Source organism: Pseudomonas sp. GW821-FHT10C09, assembly GCF_059415465.1.
Genome location: NZ_JBWKNG010000010.1, coordinates 22,830 through 40,788 on the forward strand (window position 1 = coordinate 22,830; position 17,959 = coordinate 40,788).

At 59.9% G+C, this 17,959-nt stretch carries 20 protein-coding genes; 16 read left to right on the plus strand and 4 right to left on the minus strand.

All coding sequences use genetic code 11. The annotated features are described in order from the left end of the window. Positions 1-55: 55 nt before the first annotated feature. The 11 genes from AC07N8_RS11975 (at position 56) to AC07N8_RS12025 (ending at position 8,628) form a co-directional block, all read left to right on the plus strand. On the plus strand, positions 56-625 hold the full coding sequence (locus AC07N8_RS11975) for an antibiotic biosynthesis monooxygenase (protein WP_027924566.1): 570 nt from the start codon (positions 56-58) through the stop codon (positions 623-625). Between the two features lie 71 nt (positions 626-696). Beyond that, a complete protein-coding gene (gene folM / locus AC07N8_RS11980) occupies positions 697-1,407 on the plus strand; it encodes a dihydromonapterin reductase (protein WP_493143722.1) in 711 nt (236 codons plus the stop codon). Between the two features lie 21 nt (positions 1,408-1,428). Beyond that, positions 1,429-2,007: a GTP cyclohydrolase I FolE gene (gene folE, locus AC07N8_RS11985; RefSeq protein ID WP_483842573.1), complete on the plus strand. Its 579-nt coding sequence runs from the start codon at positions 1,429-1,431 to the stop codon at positions 2,005-2,007. Beyond that, the gene (folX, locus tag AC07N8_RS11990) at positions 2,007-2,378 is read left to right on the plus strand and encodes a dihydroneopterin triphosphate 2'-epimerase (protein ID WP_483842572.1); all 372 of its coding nucleotides are present in this window, start codon (positions 2,007-2,009) and stop codon (positions 2,376-2,378) included. The genes folE and folX overlap by 1 nt, the downstream gene beginning before the upstream one ends. Before the next feature lie 67 nt (positions 2,379-2,445). After that, positions 2,446-2,742 carry a DUF1244 domain-containing protein gene (locus AC07N8_RS11995; RefSeq protein WP_007944633.1) on the plus strand — a complete coding sequence of 99 codons (297 nt, stop codon included), beginning with the start codon at positions 2,446-2,448 and terminating at the stop codon, positions 2,740-2,742. After that, on the plus strand, positions 2,735-3,073 hold the full coding sequence (locus AC07N8_RS12000; RefSeq protein ID WP_018927180.1) for a HopJ type III effector protein: 339 nt from the start codon (positions 2,735-2,737) through the stop codon (positions 3,071-3,073). The genes AC07N8_RS11995 and AC07N8_RS12000 overlap by 8 nt, the downstream gene beginning before the upstream one ends. 172 nt (positions 3,074-3,245) lie before the next feature. Beyond that, positions 3,246-4,496: a 2-aminoadipate transaminase gene (locus AC07N8_RS12005; RefSeq protein ID WP_493143726.1), complete on the plus strand. Its 1,251-nt coding sequence runs from the start codon at positions 3,246-3,248 to the stop codon at positions 4,494-4,496. A gap of 128 nt (positions 4,497-4,624) precedes the next feature. Continuing rightward, the gene (locus tag AC07N8_RS12010) at positions 4,625-5,599 is read left to right on the plus strand and encodes an amino acid ABC transporter permease (RefSeq protein WP_027924560.1); all 975 of its coding nucleotides are present in this window, start codon (positions 4,625-4,627) and stop codon (positions 5,597-5,599) included. A gap of 6 nt (positions 5,600-5,605) precedes the next feature. Next, a complete protein-coding gene (locus tag AC07N8_RS12015) occupies positions 5,606-6,397 on the plus strand; it encodes an amino acid ABC transporter ATP-binding protein (protein WP_493143727.1) in 792 nt (263 codons plus the stop codon). Positions 6,398-6,444: 47 nt separating this feature from the next. Then, on the plus strand, positions 6,445-7,278 hold the full coding sequence (locus tag AC07N8_RS12020; RefSeq protein ID WP_027924558.1) for a transporter substrate-binding domain-containing protein: 834 nt from the start codon (positions 6,445-6,447) through the stop codon (positions 7,276-7,278). A gap of 66 nt (positions 7,279-7,344) precedes the next feature. Further along, entirely contained in the window at positions 7,345-8,628 is a 1,284-nt protein-coding gene (locus tag AC07N8_RS12025; RefSeq protein WP_483842568.1) for an NAD(P)/FAD-dependent oxidoreductase, read from the plus strand. Between the two features lie 174 nt (positions 8,629-8,802). Here the strand turns inward: AC07N8_RS12025 and trxB are convergent, their stop codons facing one another. Further along, complete coding sequence (gene trxB, locus AC07N8_RS12030; RefSeq protein ID WP_140666732.1) at positions 8,803-9,765, minus strand: thioredoxin-disulfide reductase; 963 nt, start codon at positions 9,763-9,765, stop codon at positions 8,803-8,805. A gap of 313 nt (positions 9,766-10,078) precedes the next feature. Here trxB and cysZ point away from each other — a divergent pair, with 313 nt between their 5' ends. Together cysZ and AC07N8_RS12040 are read left to right on the plus strand one after the other, a co-directional pair. Beyond that, positions 10,079-10,831 carry a sulfate transporter CysZ gene (gene cysZ, locus AC07N8_RS12035; protein ID WP_123435330.1) on the plus strand — a complete coding sequence of 251 codons (753 nt, stop codon included), beginning with the start codon at positions 10,079-10,081 and terminating at the stop codon, positions 10,829-10,831. A 40-nt stretch (positions 10,832-10,871) separates the two neighbouring features. Next, a complete protein-coding gene (locus AC07N8_RS12040; protein ID WP_483842567.1) occupies positions 10,872-12,071 on the plus strand; it encodes a glycosyltransferase family 4 protein in 1,200 nt (399 codons plus the stop codon). Between the two features lie 117 nt (positions 12,072-12,188). On the opposite strand, the gene AC07N8_RS12045 is transcribed toward AC07N8_RS12040, so the two are convergent. The 3 genes from AC07N8_RS12045 to AC07N8_RS12055 form a co-directional block, all read right to left on the minus strand. Further along, positions 12,189-13,292, minus strand: a complete 1,104-nt coding sequence (locus AC07N8_RS12045) for an NADH:flavin oxidoreductase (RefSeq protein WP_483842566.1) — start codon at positions 13,290-13,292, stop codon at positions 12,189-12,191. Positions 13,293-13,448: 156 nt separating this feature from the next. Beyond that, positions 13,449-13,931 carry a glutathione peroxidase gene (locus AC07N8_RS12050; RefSeq protein ID WP_483842565.1) on the minus strand — a complete coding sequence of 161 codons (483 nt, stop codon included), beginning with the start codon at positions 13,929-13,931 and terminating at the stop codon, positions 13,449-13,451. A 122-nt stretch (positions 13,932-14,053) separates the two neighbouring features. Further along, a complete protein-coding gene (locus AC07N8_RS12055) occupies positions 14,054-14,539 on the minus strand; it encodes an FKBP-type peptidyl-prolyl cis-trans isomerase (RefSeq protein WP_140666744.1) in 486 nt (161 codons plus the stop codon). Here AC07N8_RS12055 and AC07N8_RS12060 point away from each other — a divergent pair. Genes AC07N8_RS12060 through yihG form a run of 3 tightly spaced genes read left to right on the plus strand, consistent with a single transcriptional unit; the run spans position 14,508 to position 17,912 of the window. Next, positions 14,508-14,846, plus strand: a complete 339-nt coding sequence (locus AC07N8_RS12060) for a DUF3565 domain-containing protein (protein WP_493143732.1) — start codon at positions 14,508-14,510, stop codon at positions 14,844-14,846. The genes AC07N8_RS12055 and AC07N8_RS12060 overlap by 32 nt on opposite strands. 60 nt (positions 14,847-14,906) lie before the next feature. Continuing rightward, positions 14,907-17,006: a phosphate acetyltransferase gene (pta, locus tag AC07N8_RS12065; protein ID WP_483842563.1), complete on the plus strand. Its 2,100-nt coding sequence runs from the start codon at positions 14,907-14,909 to the stop codon at positions 17,004-17,006. Further along, positions 17,007-17,912 (plus strand): 1-acylglycerol-3-phosphate O-acyltransferase, YihG family, encoded by a 906-nt coding sequence (gene yihG / locus AC07N8_RS12070; protein WP_493143734.1) that lies wholly within the window; start codon positions 17,007-17,009, stop codon positions 17,910-17,912. Positions 17,913-17,959: the final 47 nt, after the last annotated feature.

Below are 17,959 nucleotides of genomic sequence, written 5' to 3' on the forward strand. Positions count from 1 at the left end.
CTGTGCCTGGCGAAACGCCTACCCGGTGTAACGCAAACGTCTACGGAGATACATGATGTCTACCTCACCCGTCACGCTGATGGTTGCACGCCGCGTTGCCGAAGGGCGCTATCAAGACCTGATGGCCTGGTTGCGCGAAGGCGAACAGTTGGCTACCGATTTTCCCGGTTATCTCGGCTCTGGTGTGCTCGCTCCGCCGCCCGACGATGACGAATTCCAGATTATTTTCCGCTTTGCCGATGAGCAGACCATGCACGCTTGGGAGCACTCCGCGTCGCGCACGGCGTGGCTGGCGCGTGGCAGTGACCTGTTCGCCCACAAGACGGAACATCGCGTCAGCGGCATCGAAGGCTGGTTCGGCGCGGTCGGTCAGCGCCCGCCACGCTGGAAACAGGCCGTGGCGATCTGGCTGGCGTTCTTTCCGGTGTCCCTGTTGTTCAACTTTATCCTGGGGCCTTTGCTGAACGAAGTGAGCCTGCTGCCACGGGTGCTTGTCAGCACGCTGTGCCTGACGCCGTTGATGGTCTACTTCTTCATTCCCTTGTCGACCCGTCTGCTGGCCAACTGGCTGAACAGCACACCGGCACGGCCATTGACCGTCCAGCCTTCCACGCAGAACCGCTAAGCCGTCACCAACCTAGGTACACGCCTCCCGTCGCTGGTATAGTTTTGCTCTTACCGCGACGCGAGCCGTTCATGACCTCTTCCGCAGCCCCCATCCTCATCACCGGTGCCGGCCAGCGTGTCGGACTGCATTGTGCGCAGCGTTTGATTGAAGACGGCCATCGGGTGATCTTCAGCTACCGCAGCGAGCGCCCCGGCGTCCAGGCATTGCGCGATCTGGGCGCTATCGCAGTGTTTGCCGACTTTTCCACTGAAGCCGGGATCCTGGCGTTCATTGCCGATCTGAAAACTCACACCGACAGCCTGCGGGCGATTGTCCACAACGCCTCCGAATGGCTGAGCGAAACGCCGGACAACGACGCTGCAGCCTTCACCCGCATGTTCAGCGTGCACATGCTTGCGCCCTACCTGATCAACCTGCACTGTGCCGACTTGCTGCAACGCTCACACCCGGCGGACATTGTGCACATCAGCGATGACGTGACGCGCAAGGGCAGCAGCCGGCACATCGGTTACTGCGCCAGCAAAGCCGGGCTCGACAGCCTGACGCTGTCCTTCGCTGCGAAATACGCGCCGACAATCAAGGTCAACGGTATCGCGCCGGCCCTGCTAATGTTCAACCCCGAGGACGACGCGGCTTACCGCGCCAAGGCGCTGGCCAAGTCCGCGCTGGGCATCGAACCTGGCAGCGAAGTGATCTACCAGAGCCTGCGCTACTTGCTCGACAACCCCTATGTCACCGGCACCACCCTGACCGTCAATGGCGGAAGGCACATCAAATAAGATGCCCCGCGAGGATGCTCCATGACGCTGATCCTGCCCCAGAACGCGCTGTCCCAAAGCTACCGCGAGATCCTCATCGGACTCGGTGAAAACCCGGATCGCGAAGGCCTGATCGACACCCCGGCGCGCGCGGCCAAAGCCATGCAGTACCTCTGCCATGGCTACGAACAAAGTGTCGAAGAGATCGTCAACGGCGCGCTCTTCGCCTCTGACAACGATGAAATGGTCATCGTCGACAACATCGAGCTGTACTCGCTCTGCGAACATCACCTGCTGCCCTTCATCGGCAAGGCCCATGTGGCTTATATTCCAACGGGCAAGGTGCTGGGCCTGTCGAAAATTGCGCGACTGGTGGACATGTTCGCCCGTCGCCTGCAAATCCAGGAAAACCTCACCCGGCAAATCGCCGACGCGGTGCAACAGGTGACCGGCGCGGCAGGCGTCGCGGTGGTCATCGAAGCCAAACACATGTGCATGATGATGCGCGGTGTCGAGAAACAGAATTCAACCATGAACACCTCGGTGATGCTCGGCGCCTTCCGCGAGTCGAGCAACACCCGTCAGGAGTTCCTGCAATTGATTGGACGGAGCACGTCGTAATGCCACAACTTCAACCAGGCATGGCACGCATCCGGGTCAAGGACCTGTGCCTGCGGACCTACATCGGAATCAACGAGGATGAAATCCTCAACAAGCAGGATGTGCTGATCAACCTGAGCATCCTGTATGCGGCCCAGGAAGCGGTGCGCGATAACGACATCGATCACGCGCTGAACTACCGGACCATCACCAAGGCAATCATCGCCCACGTTGAAGGCAATCGATTTGCGCTGCTGGAACGCCTGACCCAGGAAATCCTCGATCTGGTCATGGCCAACACGTCGGTGCTGTACGCCGAGGTGGAAGTCGATAAACCTCACGCCCTGCGATTCGCCGAATCGGTGTCGATTACCCTGGCGGCGAGCCGCTGACCGCGTCTGGCGCATTGTTCGCCAGACTTTTATCATCCGCGCACGATTCGACCGCACAGAGCCCGCCATGACCGATCAACAACGCCTGGAACTTGAAGCCGCCGCCTTTCGCCGGCTGGTGGCCCATCTGGACAGCCGCAAGGATGTGCAGAACATCGACCTGATGAACCTCTCCGGTTTCTGCCGCAACTGCCTGTCCAAGTGGTACAAGGCCGCTGCCGACGAACGCCAGATCGACGTCAGCCTCGATGACGCCCGCGAAGTGGTTTACGGCATGCCGTACGCCGAATGGAAAGCCCAATACCAGCAAGAAGCCAGCGCCGAACAACAGGCGGCGTTCGCCAAAGGAAAACCCAATGAGTGATTTGAACACCCTGCGCGCCAGCCTCAAGAGCGGCGAGCACGTCTTTGCCGACACACTGGCCTTCATCGCCGCCGGTTACGACTATCAACCCCAGGCCTTCAACAACGGCGGCGTAGAAAACGCGGCCGGTCAGAATGAAGGTTCGTGCAAGACCCTGGGTCTGGCGCTGCTGGAAGGCCTGAGCGATGAAGAAGCGCTGTTGGCATTTGGCGAGCATTACCGCTCGGTGGTGGCAACGCCTGAAGGCAGCGATCACGGCAATATCCGCGCGCTGATTGCTCATGGATTGGCCGGTGTGAAGTTCGCGCAACAACCGCTCACTCGTCGCTGATCAAAGCCTACACAACACCTCACAAGCGACACTGAACCTGTGGCGAGGGAGCCCCCTCGTCAGGCAACATCCCGACTTTTAAGATTGACCCGGCCACTTTATTTCGTTTGCCCCAAACCGCTGCTCACGGCTTAGATAAAAAGAAGCATCCCTTCTTCAGAGTCGGTCATCCATGAGCAGCGAATCCATCAGCCGGTCGATCAACATCGTTCATCCTGTCACACTCAGCCACGGCAAAAATGCCGAGGTCTGGGACACCGATGGCAAACGCTACATCGACTTCGTCGGTGGCATCGGCGTGCTGAACCTCGGCCATTGCCACCCGCGCATCGTCGACGCCATTCGCGAACAAGCCACCCGCCTGACCCACTACGCGTTCAACGCCGCCCCGCATGTGCCCTACCTCGAACTGATGGAGCGCCTGACCGCGTTCATGCCGGTGGATTACCCGGTCAGCGGCATGCTCACCAACAGCGGCGCGGAAGCCGCGGAAAACGCCCTGAAGATCGTCCGTGGCGCCACTGGCCGCACTGCCGTGATCGCCTTCGACGGCGCCTTCCACGGGCGCACCCTCGCCACCCTCAACCTCAACGGCAAGGTCGCCCCCTACAAACAGAAAGTCGGCGTGCTACCCGGCCCGGTGTTTCACTTGCCCTACCCGAGCAAGGATAACGGCGTAACCTGCGCTGAAGCGCTGAAGGCCATGGACCGACTGTTCAGCGTCGAAATCGACGTTGAAGACGTGGCCTGTTTCATCGTTGAACCGGTGCAGGGTGAAGCGGGCTTCCTCGCGATGGACGTGGAGTTCGCCCAAGCACTTCGTAAGTTCTGCGATGAAAAGAACATCCTGCTGATTGCCGATGAAATCCAGTCTGGCTTCGGCCGCACCGGCGAGCGCTTTGCGTTTTCGCGACTGGGCATTGAGCCGGATTTGATCCTGCTGGGTAAAAGCATTGCCGGCGGCGTGCCGCTGGGTGCGGTGGTCGGGCGCAAGGCGTTGCTCGACACGTTGCCCAAGGGCGGTCTGGGCGGCACTTACTCGGGCAATCCCATCGCCTGCGCCGCCGGTTTGGCGACGCTGGATGAAATGACGGATGCCAACCTGCAAGCCTGGGGCACACAGCAGGAGGAAGCGATCGTCAGCCGCTACCAAGCCTGGCGCGACAGCAAACTTTCTCCGTATCTGGGGCGTTTGACCGGCGTTGGCGCGATGCGCGGCATCGAGTTGGCCCATGCCGATGGCACACCGGCGCCGGCCCAGTTGACGCAACTGCTGACACTGGCTCGAGAGGCAGGCCTGCTGCTGATGCCCAGCGGCAAGTCGCGCCACATCATCCGCCTGCTGGCGCCATTGACCACCGAAGCCTCGGTGCTGGAGGAAGGGCTCGACATCCTTGAGGCATGCCTCGCGAAACTATCCTGATTGCAAAATGAGCTCAGGGACTGACATAGCGAATTATGGTCGCTTGTTGTCCCTGAATTCGCGTCGCAATACTGACCAAAGCCCCCTTTACCCAGCGAGATCGTCACCACCTACAAACTGAGGCAGTTATGTATCACGACAATATAATTTATAAGAAAAAGTCTAACGATCCTCAATTCCTGCTCGGCGTAGCCGTGGTGCTGTTTCTCGGCTCCTACCTGATGAACCTGGGTAACAGCGCACTCAGTCACTTTCTGCAACCGCTGCTGGGCAATGCCCCGGACAGCCTGACCGCTCGCAACATTGCCATTGGCCTGGGCATCGCCGCACTGGGCACACTGAACTTCCATGTGCTCGGGCGCTTGAAGTTCAAGGTACAAACCACGGTGGTGTGGGTCGAGTTGCTGATTCTGTTTCTGGCATTCTTCGACACCTTCGACCTCTCCTACAGTTTCATTCTCGACAAGGTCGGTTTCCTGATCATCCAGGGCGCCGCAACCACCTTGTATATCTCTGCCGTGGCCATTGTGATCGCGTTTGTCCTGGCATTGATCGGCGCGGTGGCAAAGCTGTCGAACAACGGCCTGGCCAATGCGCTCGCCTCGTTCTACACCTCGTTCTTTCGCGGCGTGCCGCTGCTGATCCAGATCTACCTGATTTACCTGGGCCTGCCGCAACTCGGCTATGTGGTTGACGCAGTGCCGGCCGGCATCCTTGCGCTGTCGCTGTGCTACGGCGCCTACATGACCGAAATTTTCCGCGCCGGTATCCAGAGCATTCCGGTCGGTCAGTGGGAAGCATCACGAGCGCTGAATATCAGCCCGTTCAAAACCCTCAGCCGCGTGATCATGCCCCAGGCCTTGCGGGTGATCATTCCACCGACCGGTAACCAATTCATCGCCATGCTCAAGGACAGTTCGCTGGTGTCGGTGATCGGCGTCTGGGAACTGATGTACCTGGCCAAGACCCAGGGCCGTGCCGACTTCCGCCACCTGGAGATGCTGATTACTGCGGCGATGATTTACTGGGCGCTGTCGTTCATTCTCGAACGGGTGCAGGCGCGCATCGAAAAACGGGTCAACCGTTCCACGGCAAGGGGCTGATACGTGATGACTCGAACCAATACCGCTGAACAACTCGACCTGGCCGTGACTGCACAGCCCGGCCCTTCGATGATTTCGATCACGGGCCTGAACAAGTGGTACGGCAATTTTCACGCCTTGCGCGATGTCGACCTGACTGTCGCCACCGGGGAAATTCTGGTGGTATGCGGACCGTCGGGCTCTGGCAAGTCGACGATGATTCGCTGCATCAACCACCTGGAAAATTTCCAGAAAGGCCACATCCAGGTCAACGGCATCACCCTCACCAGCGAAGCGGAAAGTGTCAGCGCCGTGCGCAGCGAAATCGGCATGGTGTTTCAGAGCTTCAATCTGTTCCCGCACTTGAGTGTGATCGACAACCTGACCCTGGCCCCGCAACTGGTGCAAGGCGTGTCGTCTGCCGAGGCGAAAAAGCGCGCACAGGTTTACCTCGAACGGGTGCGCATTGCCGAACACGCGCACAAGTATCCGTCGCAACTGTCCGGCGGTCAGCAGCAACGCGTGGCGATTGCCCGGGCGCTGTGCATGAATCCGAAAGTGATGCTGTTCGACGAACCGACCTCCGCGCTGGACCCGGAAATGGTCCATGAAGTGCTGGACGTCATGAGCGAACTGGCCACCGACGGCATGACCATGATTTGCGTGACCCACGAGATGGGCTTCGCCAGCAAGGTCGCTGACCGGGTGCTGTTCATGGATCAGGGCCAGGTCATCGAACAAGCCACCCCGGCCGAGTTTTTCAACAACCCGCAGACCGAACGCGCGCAGAAATTCCTGTCGCAAATCATCGGTCACTGAGAAGCGCTTTACCCCCCGCATAACAATAACGAAAAGTGGAGATGGACATGCTCAGTAGAAAACGCGCAATCACCCTCGCAGCCTCCCTGTCACTGTTGTTTGTTGGCGTCGCCAATGCCGGAGCCGTACTGGACAAGATCCAGAGCAGCAAAACGATGACCGTCGCCACCTCGGCTACCTGGCCACCCCAGGGGTTTATCAATGACAAAAACGAAATCGACGGTTTTGACATTGATGTTTCCAAAGAGATCGCCAAGCGTCTCGGCGTCGAGGCCAAATTCATCACACCCGACTGGGACGTGATCACCGCCGGCAAGTGGAATGGCCGATGGGACGTGTCTGTGGGCTCGATGACCGCGACCAAAAGTCGTGCGCGGATTCTCGATTTCCCGGGGACCTATTACTACGTTCCCTATGTGTTTGCCGTGCACAACAAATCCACGGTCACCGACCACAAAGCCCTCAATGGCAAAACCATCGGCGTCGAAGGCGGCACCACGTCCGAGGATTACTTCAGCCAGGCGCTGGCCATCGAAACCACTGACGTGCCGCCAGTCGTCTACGACGTCAAAACCGAGAAAATGAAAACTTACTCCGGCTCCGTCGGCCCACTCGACGATCTGCGCCTGGGCGACGGTACCCGACTGGACGCCATCCTCACGCAACGCAGCACGCTGGATGCAGCCGTCAAGAAGGGTTATCCGTTGCGCGCCGTCGACAACGGCGTGGTGTTCTACGAACCGTTGGCCGTTGCCACCGACAAGGGTGACCCGGAGTTGAAGGCCAAGCTGGGCGAAATCATCGGCGAAATGCACAAGGACGGCACGCTGACCAAGCTGTCGGACAAGTGGTACGGCGTCGACTACTCGACCATCAAGTAAACGCCCCCCTTCTGTGGGAGCGAGCCTGCTCGCTCCCACAGAGAACCGACTCTTCAAGGATTGACCATGTCCTTCCCAAACACCTGGTATTCCCAGACCTCGCTGCCTCGCCCGGCGAGGTCCGAATTGAACACGGACGAAACCTGCGACGTGTGCATCATCGGTGCCGGCATCGCCGGCCTCACCGCGGCCCTTGAGCTGACCCGTCGCGGCAAGCGCGTGATCATCCTCGAAGGCCATCAGGTCGCTTGGGGCGCGTCGGGCCGCAATGGCGGCGTGGTCTCGCCGGGCTGGGCGGAAGGGTCTGGAGCGATTCGCAAAAAACTTGGGCTGGAGCACGCCAAGGCGCTGTTCCAGATGTCGGTCGAAGGCGTGGAGATTGTCCGCCGCAATATTGCTGAATTGGCCCTGAGCGGTTGCACGCCGTCGGCGGGCACGATTCGGGTCAAGCGCTACGACGACGGTGCAGGTGTGAAAAACCACATTGACGCCATGCGCCGCGATTTCGGGTACGAACTCAACTTTCTCGACACCGCGCAGGTCCGCGAACGGGCACACACGTTGCGCTATTTCCAAGGCGTCGAAGACCCGAACGCCCTGCATTTCCACCCGCTCAATTATTGCCTGGGCCTGGCCCTGGCCATCGAAACGGCGGGAGGCAGGATTTTCGAGCAATCGAAGATGCTCGCCTGGCACCGCGAAGGCAGCGACAAAATCATCAAGACCGCGCACGGCACTGTGTGCTGCAAGGACCTGGTGTTCTGCGCCGGCGGTTATGGCGGCCCCGAGTTGCAAAAACTCAGCCGCGCATACCTGCCCATCGCCACCTACGTGGTGTTGACCGAACACCTGGGCGACACGATCAAAAACGTCCTCGACTCCGGCGCGGCTTTTTCCGATGACCGTCGCGCGTCTGACTACTACCGCATCGTCGAAGGCGACCGACTGCTGTGGGGCGGACGCATTACCACCCGCAACGAACAGAATGAACAGGCCCTGGCAGCCATGCTCAAGGCCGACATGGTGTCGGTCTACCCGCAACTGGCACCGGTAAAAATTGAATTGGCCTGGTCCGGTCTGATGGGTTACTCCACCAATAAAATGCCCAACCTGGGGTTATTGGAGCCGGGTGTTTGGGCCTGTACTTCATTTGGCGGTCACGGTCTGAATACCGGCTCGATTGGTGGACGGGTGATTGCCGAGGCCGTGTGCGGGGAAACGAAGCGGTATGAGTTGTTCAAGCCGTATTTGCTGGACTGGAATGGCGGGCCGTTCGGGCGGGTGGCCGCCAATGCGATCTATCAATCGCTGAAGGTGATGGACTTCGTTCAGGAGCGACTCAGGGGCTGAGGGTGCAACACTTCCCCTGTGGGAGCGAGCCTGCTCGCGAAAGCGACTTATCATTCAACATTGATGTCGACTGACACACCGCTTTCGCGAGCAGGCTCGCTCCCACAAGGTTGATCGGACATTTGTGTGGGCACAAAAAAACCGGCCGAGGCCGGTTTTTTCATTTCAACGATCTCAGAACTTGGCGTTCTGCAGGTCGTCCAGGTAACGCTCGGTATCCAGCGCAGCCATGCAGCCAGCGCCGGCCGAGGTGATCGCCTGACGGTAAACGTGGTCAGCCACGTCACCGGCGGCAAAGATACCCTCGACGCTGGTCGCCGTGGCGTTGCCTTCACGGCCGCCTTGCACCACCAGGTAGCCGTCTTTCAACGTCAGCTGACCTTCGAACAACGAAGTGTTCGGGGTGTGGCCGATGGCGATGAACACGCCGTCGACTTTCAGCTCGTCGAAGCTGCCGTCGTTGTTCTTCAGGCGAGCACCGGTCACGCCCATGTTGTCGCCCAGGACTTCGTCCAGGTTCGAGTTCAGTTTCAGCTCGATCTTGCCTTCGGCAACCCGGGCATTGAGCTTGTCGATCAGGATCTTCTCGGCGCGGAAGGTTTCGCGACGGTGGATCAGGGTCACCTTGCTGGCGATGTTGGCCAGGTACAGGGCTTCTTCAACCGCGGTGTTGCCGCCGCCGACCACAGCCACTGGCTTGTTGCGATAGAAGAAACCGTCGCAGGTCGCGCAGGCCGACACGCCTTTGCCCATGAACGCTTCTTCGGACGGCAGGCCCAGGTAACGAGCGCTGGCGCCGGTCGCGATGATCAGCGCGTCGCAGGTGTACTTCGCGCTGTCGCCGATCAGGGTGTACGGCTTGGAAGCAAAGTCCACGGCATTGATGTGATCGAAAACGATCTCGGTCTCAAAACGCTCGGCGTGCTCTTTCATACGCTCCATCAACGCCGGGCCGGTCAGGCCGTGGACGTCGCCCGGCCAGTTGTCGACTTCGGTGGTGGTGGTCAGTTGACCGCCGGCTTGCATGCCGGTGATCAGCAGCGGCTTGAGGTTGGCACGGGCGGCATAGACCGCAGCGCTGTAACCGGCAGGGCCGGAACCGAGAATAATCACTCGCGAATGACGGACTTCAGACATGACCTGCTCCTGTTGACCGGCCCTGAACACCGGGCGCGGAACGCCGGATTGCCGGCGGGAATAAAAAAGGACCGTGGTTGACCTTGGGGAAGGCTTGAGTACGACAGTCCTGCAAAAAGATTGGGTGCAGCGTATCGAGGGGGCGAAGATTAAGGAAATACGGTTTAACAATCCAGCTCATAGGTGGTCTCTATCCGACCACGGCGACTATAAAGGCGTCTTTGTTACAGTGAATGTCGATACCGCCGCCGCGCTTTCCCCCTTTCGGCAAAGCCGGTAAGGTCGGCGCGTTTACCTCTGCCCGGAGCACGTTATGCCCGCACCCGTCCTGTCCGGACCGCAATACCTGCGCGAAGGCCTCAAGTTGGTCCTCAGCCCCAGCCTGCGTTTATTCGTATTGTTGCCACTGGCAATCAACCTGGTGCTGTTCGTCGGATTGATTTACCTGGCCGGCCATCAATTCAGTCTGTGGGTCGATACGCTGATGCCCACCCTGCCCGACTGGCTGAGTTTTCTCAGCTACATCCTCTGGCCGATTTTCGTGGTGCTGGTGGTGTTGATGGTGTTTTTCACCTTCACCATGCTCGCCAACGTAATCGCCGCGCCCTTCAACGGCTTCCTCGCAGAAAAAGTCGAAGTGGTGGTGCGCGGCACCGACGATTTCCCGTCCTTCAGCTGGGGCGAATTGATCGCCATGGTCCCGCGCACCCTGTCCCGGGAGATGCGCAAACTCGGCTACTTCCTGCCCCGGGCGATCGGGCTTTTCATCCTGTCCTTCATCCCGGTGGTCAACATCATCGCCGCGCCGCTGTGGCTGCTGTTCGGGGTATGGATGATGGCGATCCAGTACATCGACTACCCGGCGGACAACCACAAGCTGGGCTGGAACGAAATGCTCGCCTGGCTGCGGCAGAAACGCTGGCAGAGCATGAGCTTTGGCGGCAGCGTGTATCTGGTGCTGTTGATCCCGGTGGTGAACATTCTGATGATGCCGGCCGCCGTGGCCGGGGCGACGCTGTTCTGGGTGCGTGAGCGCGGCGCGGAAAATCTGGTGGCCCAGCGCTGATCAGGTCATAAATCCATCATCAAAGCGCCACAATGACGACATGGCCTCAGACGACACTGAGGTCATGACGACAGCTCTGCATATCACTCTGATCACTGAAACATTCCCTCCGGAAATCAACGGCGTGGCCAATACCCTTGGCCGTTTGTGCGACGGTTTGCGCGCGCGCGGGCATCAGGTGGAATTGGTCCGGCCCCGCCAACTTAGTGATCAGCAAATGAGCAGTGACGATGATTTGCTGTTGTGTCGCGGCTGGCCGCTGCCGGGCTATCCCGGCTTGCAATGGGGCCAGTCGTCGATGCACAAGTTGCTCAGGCGCTGGACCCGGCATCGCCCGGACGTGCTGTACATCGCCACTGAAGGGCCGCTGGGTTTGTCTGCGTTGCGTGCGGCACGGCGGCTGGGGATTTCGGTGGTCAGCGGCTTTCACACCAACTTTCAGCAGTACTCCAGCCAATACGGGCTGGGGTTACTGACGCGAATGCTGACTCACTACCTGCGCTGGTTCCACAACCGTTCGACCCTGACCCTGGTCCCGAGCCCCAGCCAGCGCATGGAGCTTGAGCGTCGCAGCTTCGAACGCCTGGCCTTGCTCTCCCGGGGGGTCGACAGCCAATTGTTTCATCCGAGCAAAAGGCTGGCATCGCTGCGCGAACAGTGGGGACTGGCCGAGAATGACATCGCGATCATTCATGTCGGACGCTTGGCCCCGGAGAAAAACCTCGGCTTGCTCAAGCGCAGTTTCCACGCACTGAAGGCCACTTATCCACGGCGCAACCTGCGTTTGATCGTGATTGGTGACGGCCCACAACGAGCAGTGCTGGAGCAGGAACTGCCCGAGGCGGTTTTCTGCGGTTCGCAACGCGGCGAAGCGTTGGCCAGTCACTACGCATCCGGTGATGTGTTCCTGTTTCCGAGCATGACCGAAACCTTTGGCAACGTGGTGCTTGAAGCATTGGCCTCGGGGTTGGGGGTGGTTGCTTATGATCAGGCGGCCGCTGCTCAACATATCCGTCATGGCTATAACGGCGTACTGGCGATGCCGGGGGATGAAGAGGCGTTCTGTGAGGCGGCAGCGTGGCTGCTGGAAGCGCGCGAGACCTTGCGCTGTGTGCGCCTGAATGCGCGCCAGCATGCGAGCCGGCAGGGTTGGGCGGCGATTATCGAGCAGTTCGAAGGGCAGTTGCGGGGGGCTTGTGTGGGGGAGTTGGTGGTTCCTGGGGCCCAGACCTTATCCTGACTGTTTGGCAACCTTGAATCCGTCTTCGCGAGCAGGCTCGCTTCCACAAGGGTTCTGCGTCGTGCATAAAACCTGTGGGAGCGAGCCTGCTCGCGAAGAGGCCCTTCCAGTCGCCGCTTAAACCAAGGTCATCAACGCCTCACGGCTAAACGGCAGGATGTCTTCTTCACGCCCGTCACGCACCTTCTGCGCCCAGTCCGGATCAACCAGCAACGCACGACCCACAGCCACCAGATCGAATTCGTCGTTGTTCAAGCGCTCCAGCAGTTTCTCCAGGCTCGCCGGTTGGGCGATCTTGTCGGTGTTGACCATGAACTGCAGGAACTCGCCATCCAGGCCAACGCTGCCCACGGTGATGGTCGGCTTGCCCGTCAGTTTGCGAGTCCAGCCGGCCAGGTTTAGCTCGGAACCGTCGAATTCCGGCTCCCAGAAACGGCGCGTCGAGCAGTGGAAAATGTCCACGCCAGCGTCGGACAGCGGCTTGAGGAACTCGCCCAGCGCTTCCGGTGTTTGCACCAGTCGTGCGGTGTAATCCTGCTGCTTCCACTGCGAGAAACGGAAGATGATCGGGAAGCCTTCGCCGACCGCGGCACGCACGGCTTGAATCAGTTCGATAGCGAAACGTGAACGGTTGGCCAGATCGCCACCGTATTCGTCGGTGCGCTGGTTGCTGCCTTCCCAGAAAAACTGGTCGACCAGATAGCCGTGGGCGCCATGGATTTCCACGCCGTCCATGCCAATGCTCTGGGCATCCTTGGCGGCTTGGGCGAATGCGGCGATCACGTCCTGGATATCCTGTTTGGTCATGCCGTGAACCACGACCTGACCGTCCTTCAGTTTTTCCGACGGGCCGTAACCCGGCACACTCGCATCCGGCTCAGTGCCGATACGGCGCACGCTACCGACATGCCACAGCTGTGGAACGATCTTGCCGCCTTCGGCATGCACCGCGTCGACGACTTTCTTCCAGCCGGCCAGCGCGGCGTCACCGTAGAAATGCGGCACGTTCGGGTAGCCGTTCGACGCCTTGTGACCGACGGTGGTGCCTTCGGTGATGATCAAGCCCACGCCTGCGGCGGCGCGACGACGGTAGTACTCGATCACTTTGGAATTAGGCACGCCACCCGGCGAAAACGAGCGGGTCATCGGCGCCATGACGACGCGGGTCGGCAGTTCGAGGGTGCCGAGGTGGAACGGTTTGAACAGGGCTTTAACGGGCATGGGGCACTCCACGAAAACGATATCGACGGGATGGAATTTTATGACGGCGATAATATGCGCAGTTCAAAGCGAAGCCCAGCACTATTGATTTGGGTGATTAAGGGTCAAAAGGCAGGCATAAAAAATCGCAGCCCGAGGGCTGCGATTTTTTGGGGTTCAGCTCAGTGCTTTTTCAATCGCATGCACGATCGTCGGATCATCCGGCGCCGTACGCGGGGAAAACCGCGCCAGCACACGACCGTCCTTGCCCAGCAGGAATTTTTCGAAGTTCCAGGTAATGTCACCAGGGAATTCCGCGCCCTCGCCCGCCAGCAGGCGATACAGCTGATGACGCTCATGACCGTTGACTTCCAGCTTGCTGGACAACGGAAAGGTCACGCCATAGTTGAGGCTGCAAAACTCCTGGATTTCCTGCTCGGAACCCGGCTCCTGCCCGGCAAACTGGTTGCAAGGCAAGCCGAGCACGCTGAAACCTTTACCTTTGTATTGCTGGTAGAGGTTTTCCAGCGCCGCGTACTGTGGGGTCAAGCCACATTTGGAGGCGACATTGACCACCAGCACGACGTGCCCCTTGAAGGGCGCCAGCGGTAGCTCCTGACCATCCAGGCCTGTCAACTTAAGGTCGTGAAAAGCACTCATGACGAACTCCAAATTCCCGTGTTTTTCTCGAAACAGCCACGTGGCGATGCCGCCAGGGACAGCCGCCGACTAAAAAGGCGCCCTCGGGCGCCTCTCCAGTTCTCTGAGCTTAGCGCAGAAAATCAGTGGTGATGGCCACCTTCGCCATGGACGTGACCATGAGCGATTTCTTCCTGGCTGGCGTCACGGATGTCGATGATCTTGACCTGGAAATTCAGGCGCTGACCGGCCAACGGGTGGTTGCCGTCGACGGTGACTTCGTCGCCGTCCAGATCGCGAATGGTGACGATCTGCATCTGGCCATCCGGAGCGGAAGCGTGGAACTGCATGCCCACTTCCAGTTCGTCGACGCCTTCGAACATGCTGCGGCTCAGGGTGCTGACCAGTTCGGCAGCGTACTCGCCGTAAGCATCTTCAGGTTCAACGGCTACGGTCAGCTCGTCGCCGACAGCTTTGCCTTCCAGCGCCTTTTCCAGGCCCGGGATGATGTTACCTGCGCCTTGCAGGTAGACCAGCGGCGCGCCACCGGCGGAGCTGTCGATGACCTCACCAGCGTCGTTGGTCAGGGTATAGTCGATGGAGACAGCCTTATTGGCGGCGATCAGCATGGGGCGAGACCTTTTGCATAAGAATGAAGAAAGGCCAAGTTTAGCGAAGCCATCGCCCGAAAGCGAACACAACCCGGACGGAAGGTTGGCGACGCCAGGCGCAACGGTCACCGGTTTCCATCAGGATGAGGACGGGCACTGGGTGGCCGAGCTTTCCTGCGGCCACACCCAGCACCTGCGCCACCAGCCACCGTGGCAATCACGCGCCTGGGTCCTGGACGCCGCGCAACGTATTGAAAAAATAGGCCAGCCCTTTGACTGCGGTTGGTGCGCACAAGGCCCGGTTAGCGATAACCTTGGCGACTGAATTTCGGTAGATCGTCAGGTATAAACGATCGCCTTTGCCATGCTCCCTTAGAGAATTCGCATGCAAACTTTTTTTATCGCACCCACCGATTTTGGTGTGGGTCTGACTTCCATCAGCCTCGGGCTGGTGCGCACCCTTGAGCGCGCCGGCCTGAAAGTCGGTTTTTTCAAACCGATTGCCCAGCCCCATCCGGGCGACACCGGCCCGGAACGTTCCACCGAACTGGTGGCCCGTACCCACGGTTTGCGGCCGCCACAGCCGCTCGGCCTGGCGCACGTCGAGCGCATGCTCGGCGATGGCCAACTGGATGAGCTGCTCGAAGAAATCATCACCCTTTATCAGCAAGCCGCCGTCGGCAAGGACGTGCTGGTCGTCGAAGGCATGGTCCCGACCCGCAGCGCCAGCTACGCCGCGCGGGTCAATCTGCATTTGGCCAAGAGCCTGGATGCCGACGTGATTCTGGTCTCCGCGCCAGAAAGCGAAGCCCTGACCGAGCTCTCCGGCCGCGTGGAATTGCAGGCGCAATTGTTCGGTGGGCCGAAAGACCCGAAAGTCCTCGGCGTGATCCTCAACAAGGTCAAGACCGATGAAAGCATGGACGTCTTCGCCACACGCTTGAAGGAACACTCGCCGTTGCTGCGCAGCGGTGATTTCCGCTTGCTGGGCTGCATCCCGTTCCAGCCGGAATTGAATGCGCCGCGCACTCGCGACGTCGCCGACCTGATGGGCGCACAAATCCTCAATGCCGGCGATTACGAAACCCGGCGCATGACCAAAATCATCATCTGCGCCCGCACCATGCGCAACACCGTGGAGCTGCTCAAGCCCGGCGTGCTGGTGGTGACGCCTGGCGATCGCGACGACATCATCCTCGCCGTGAGCCTCGCGGCCATGAACGGCGTGCCGCTGGCCGGCCTGCTGCTGACCAGCGACACCCTGCCCGACCCGCGCATCATGGACCTGTGCCGTGGCGCCTTGCAGGCGGGTTTGCCGGTGTTGTCGGTGAGTACCGGCTCCTACGACACCGCGAACCAGTTGAACGGTTTGAACAAGGAAATCCCGATCGACGACCGCGAGCGTGCGGAGATCATCACTGACTTCGTCGCCAGCCACCTCGATGCCAACTGGCTGCACCAGCGCTGTGGTACCCCGCGTGAGATGCGCCTGTCGCCCGCGGTGTTCCGCTATCAATTGATCCAGCGCGCCCAGGCGGCGAACAAACGCATCGTGCTGCCAGAAGGCAGCGAGCCGTTGACCGTGCAAGCGGCGGCGATCTGTCAGGCCCGTGGCATTGCACGTTGCGTGCTGTTGGCGAAACCGGCAGACGTCGAAGCGGTGGCTCGCGCACAAGGCATCGAGCTGCCACCAGGGCTGGAGATCCTCGACCCGGACTTGATCCGTGAACGTTATGTCGAGCCGATGGTTGCCCTGCGCAAAAGCAAAAGCCTTAACGCGCCGATGGCCGAACAGCAATTGGAAGACACCGTGGTGATCGGCACCATGATGCTGGCGCTGGATGAAGTCGACGGCCTCGTGTCCGGCGTCATTCACTCCACCGCCAACACCATCCGCCCTGCCCTGCAGCTGATTAAAACCGCGCCAGGCTGCACGCTGGTGTCGTCGGTGTTCTTCATGCTGTTTCCGGAAGAAGTGCTGGTCTACGGCGACTGTGTGATGAACCCGCACCCGAGCGCCAGCGAACTGGCCGAGATCGCCCTGCAAAGCGCCGACTCGGCAGCCGCGTTCGGCATCACCCCGCGTGTGGCGATGATCAGCTATTCCAGCGGTGAGTCCGCCAGTGGTGAAGAAGTCGAGAAAGTACGCGAAGCGACGCTGCTCGCCCACGAACAGCAAAACTCGCTGCTGATCGACGGCCCGCTGCAATACGACGCCGCTGCCAACGAAACCGTCGCCCGGCAACTGGCGCCTAATAGCCAGGTTGCAGGGCGCGCCACGGTGTTCGTGTTCCCCGACCTGAACACCGGCAACACCACCCACAAAGCCGTGCAGCGCAGCGCCGACTGCGTGAGTCTCGGGCCGATGTTGCAAGGCCTGCGCAAACCGGTGAACGACCTGCCGCGCGGCGCGCAAGTCGATGACATCGTCTACACCATCGCGTTGACCGCGATCCAGGCTGCCAACCGACCTATGGATGTTTAAATGCTGGATTTCTTGCCTGCCGCCGTGCGCGGTGTGATTGCCTCGTTGTTGTTGGCCCTCAATACCATTCTGCTGTGCTCGTTTCTGTTCTGCGTGGCGATTTTCAAGGTCCTGCCGTTCGCCATCACCCAGCGTTTCACCCGCTGGCTGATGAGCCACACCCATGAAGCGTGGATCAGCAACAACAAGGCCTGGATGAACCTGGTCTGCCGCACCCGCTGGCACCTCAGTGGCCTGGAAGGCCTGGACTATCAGCACTCGTACCTGATCACCAGCAACCACCAGAGCTGGGTCGACATCATGGTCCTGCAATACGTGCTCAACCGGCGCATCCAGCCGCTGAAGTTCTTCCTCAAGCAAGAGCTGATCTGGGTGCCGGTGATTGGTCTGGCGTGGTGGACGCTGGGCTTTCCGTTCATGAAGCGCTATTCCAAGGCGTATCTGGAGAAGCACCCGGAGAAGAAAGGCAAAGACCTGGAAACCACTCGCAAGACTTGCGCGAAATTTCGCAACAGCCCGGTGGGGATTTTCAACTTCGTCGAGGGCACGCGCTTCACCGAGGGCAAGCATGCCCAGCAGAAATCACCGTTCAAGTATTTGCTCAAACCCAAGGCCGGCGGCATTGCGTTTGTGCTGGATGCGATGGGTGAGCAGCTGGAGTCCATCGTCAACGTGACGATTCACTATCCGGGCGGCCGTCCGGGGTATTGGGATTTGCTCTGCGGGAATGTGAAGGACGTGGTCGTGCATTTTCAGGAGCTGAAGATTCCGCCGCAGTTCATTGGCAAGAACTACGACCAGGATGGGGAGTATCGGTTGCAGTTTCAGGGGTGGATCAATCAGTTGTGGCTGGATAAGGATGCGTTGCTGGGGCAGATGCATCGGGAATATCCAGCCAAGTCTTGAGGCGCCACGCTTGGCCTCTTCGCGAGCAGGCTCGCTCCCACAGGGGA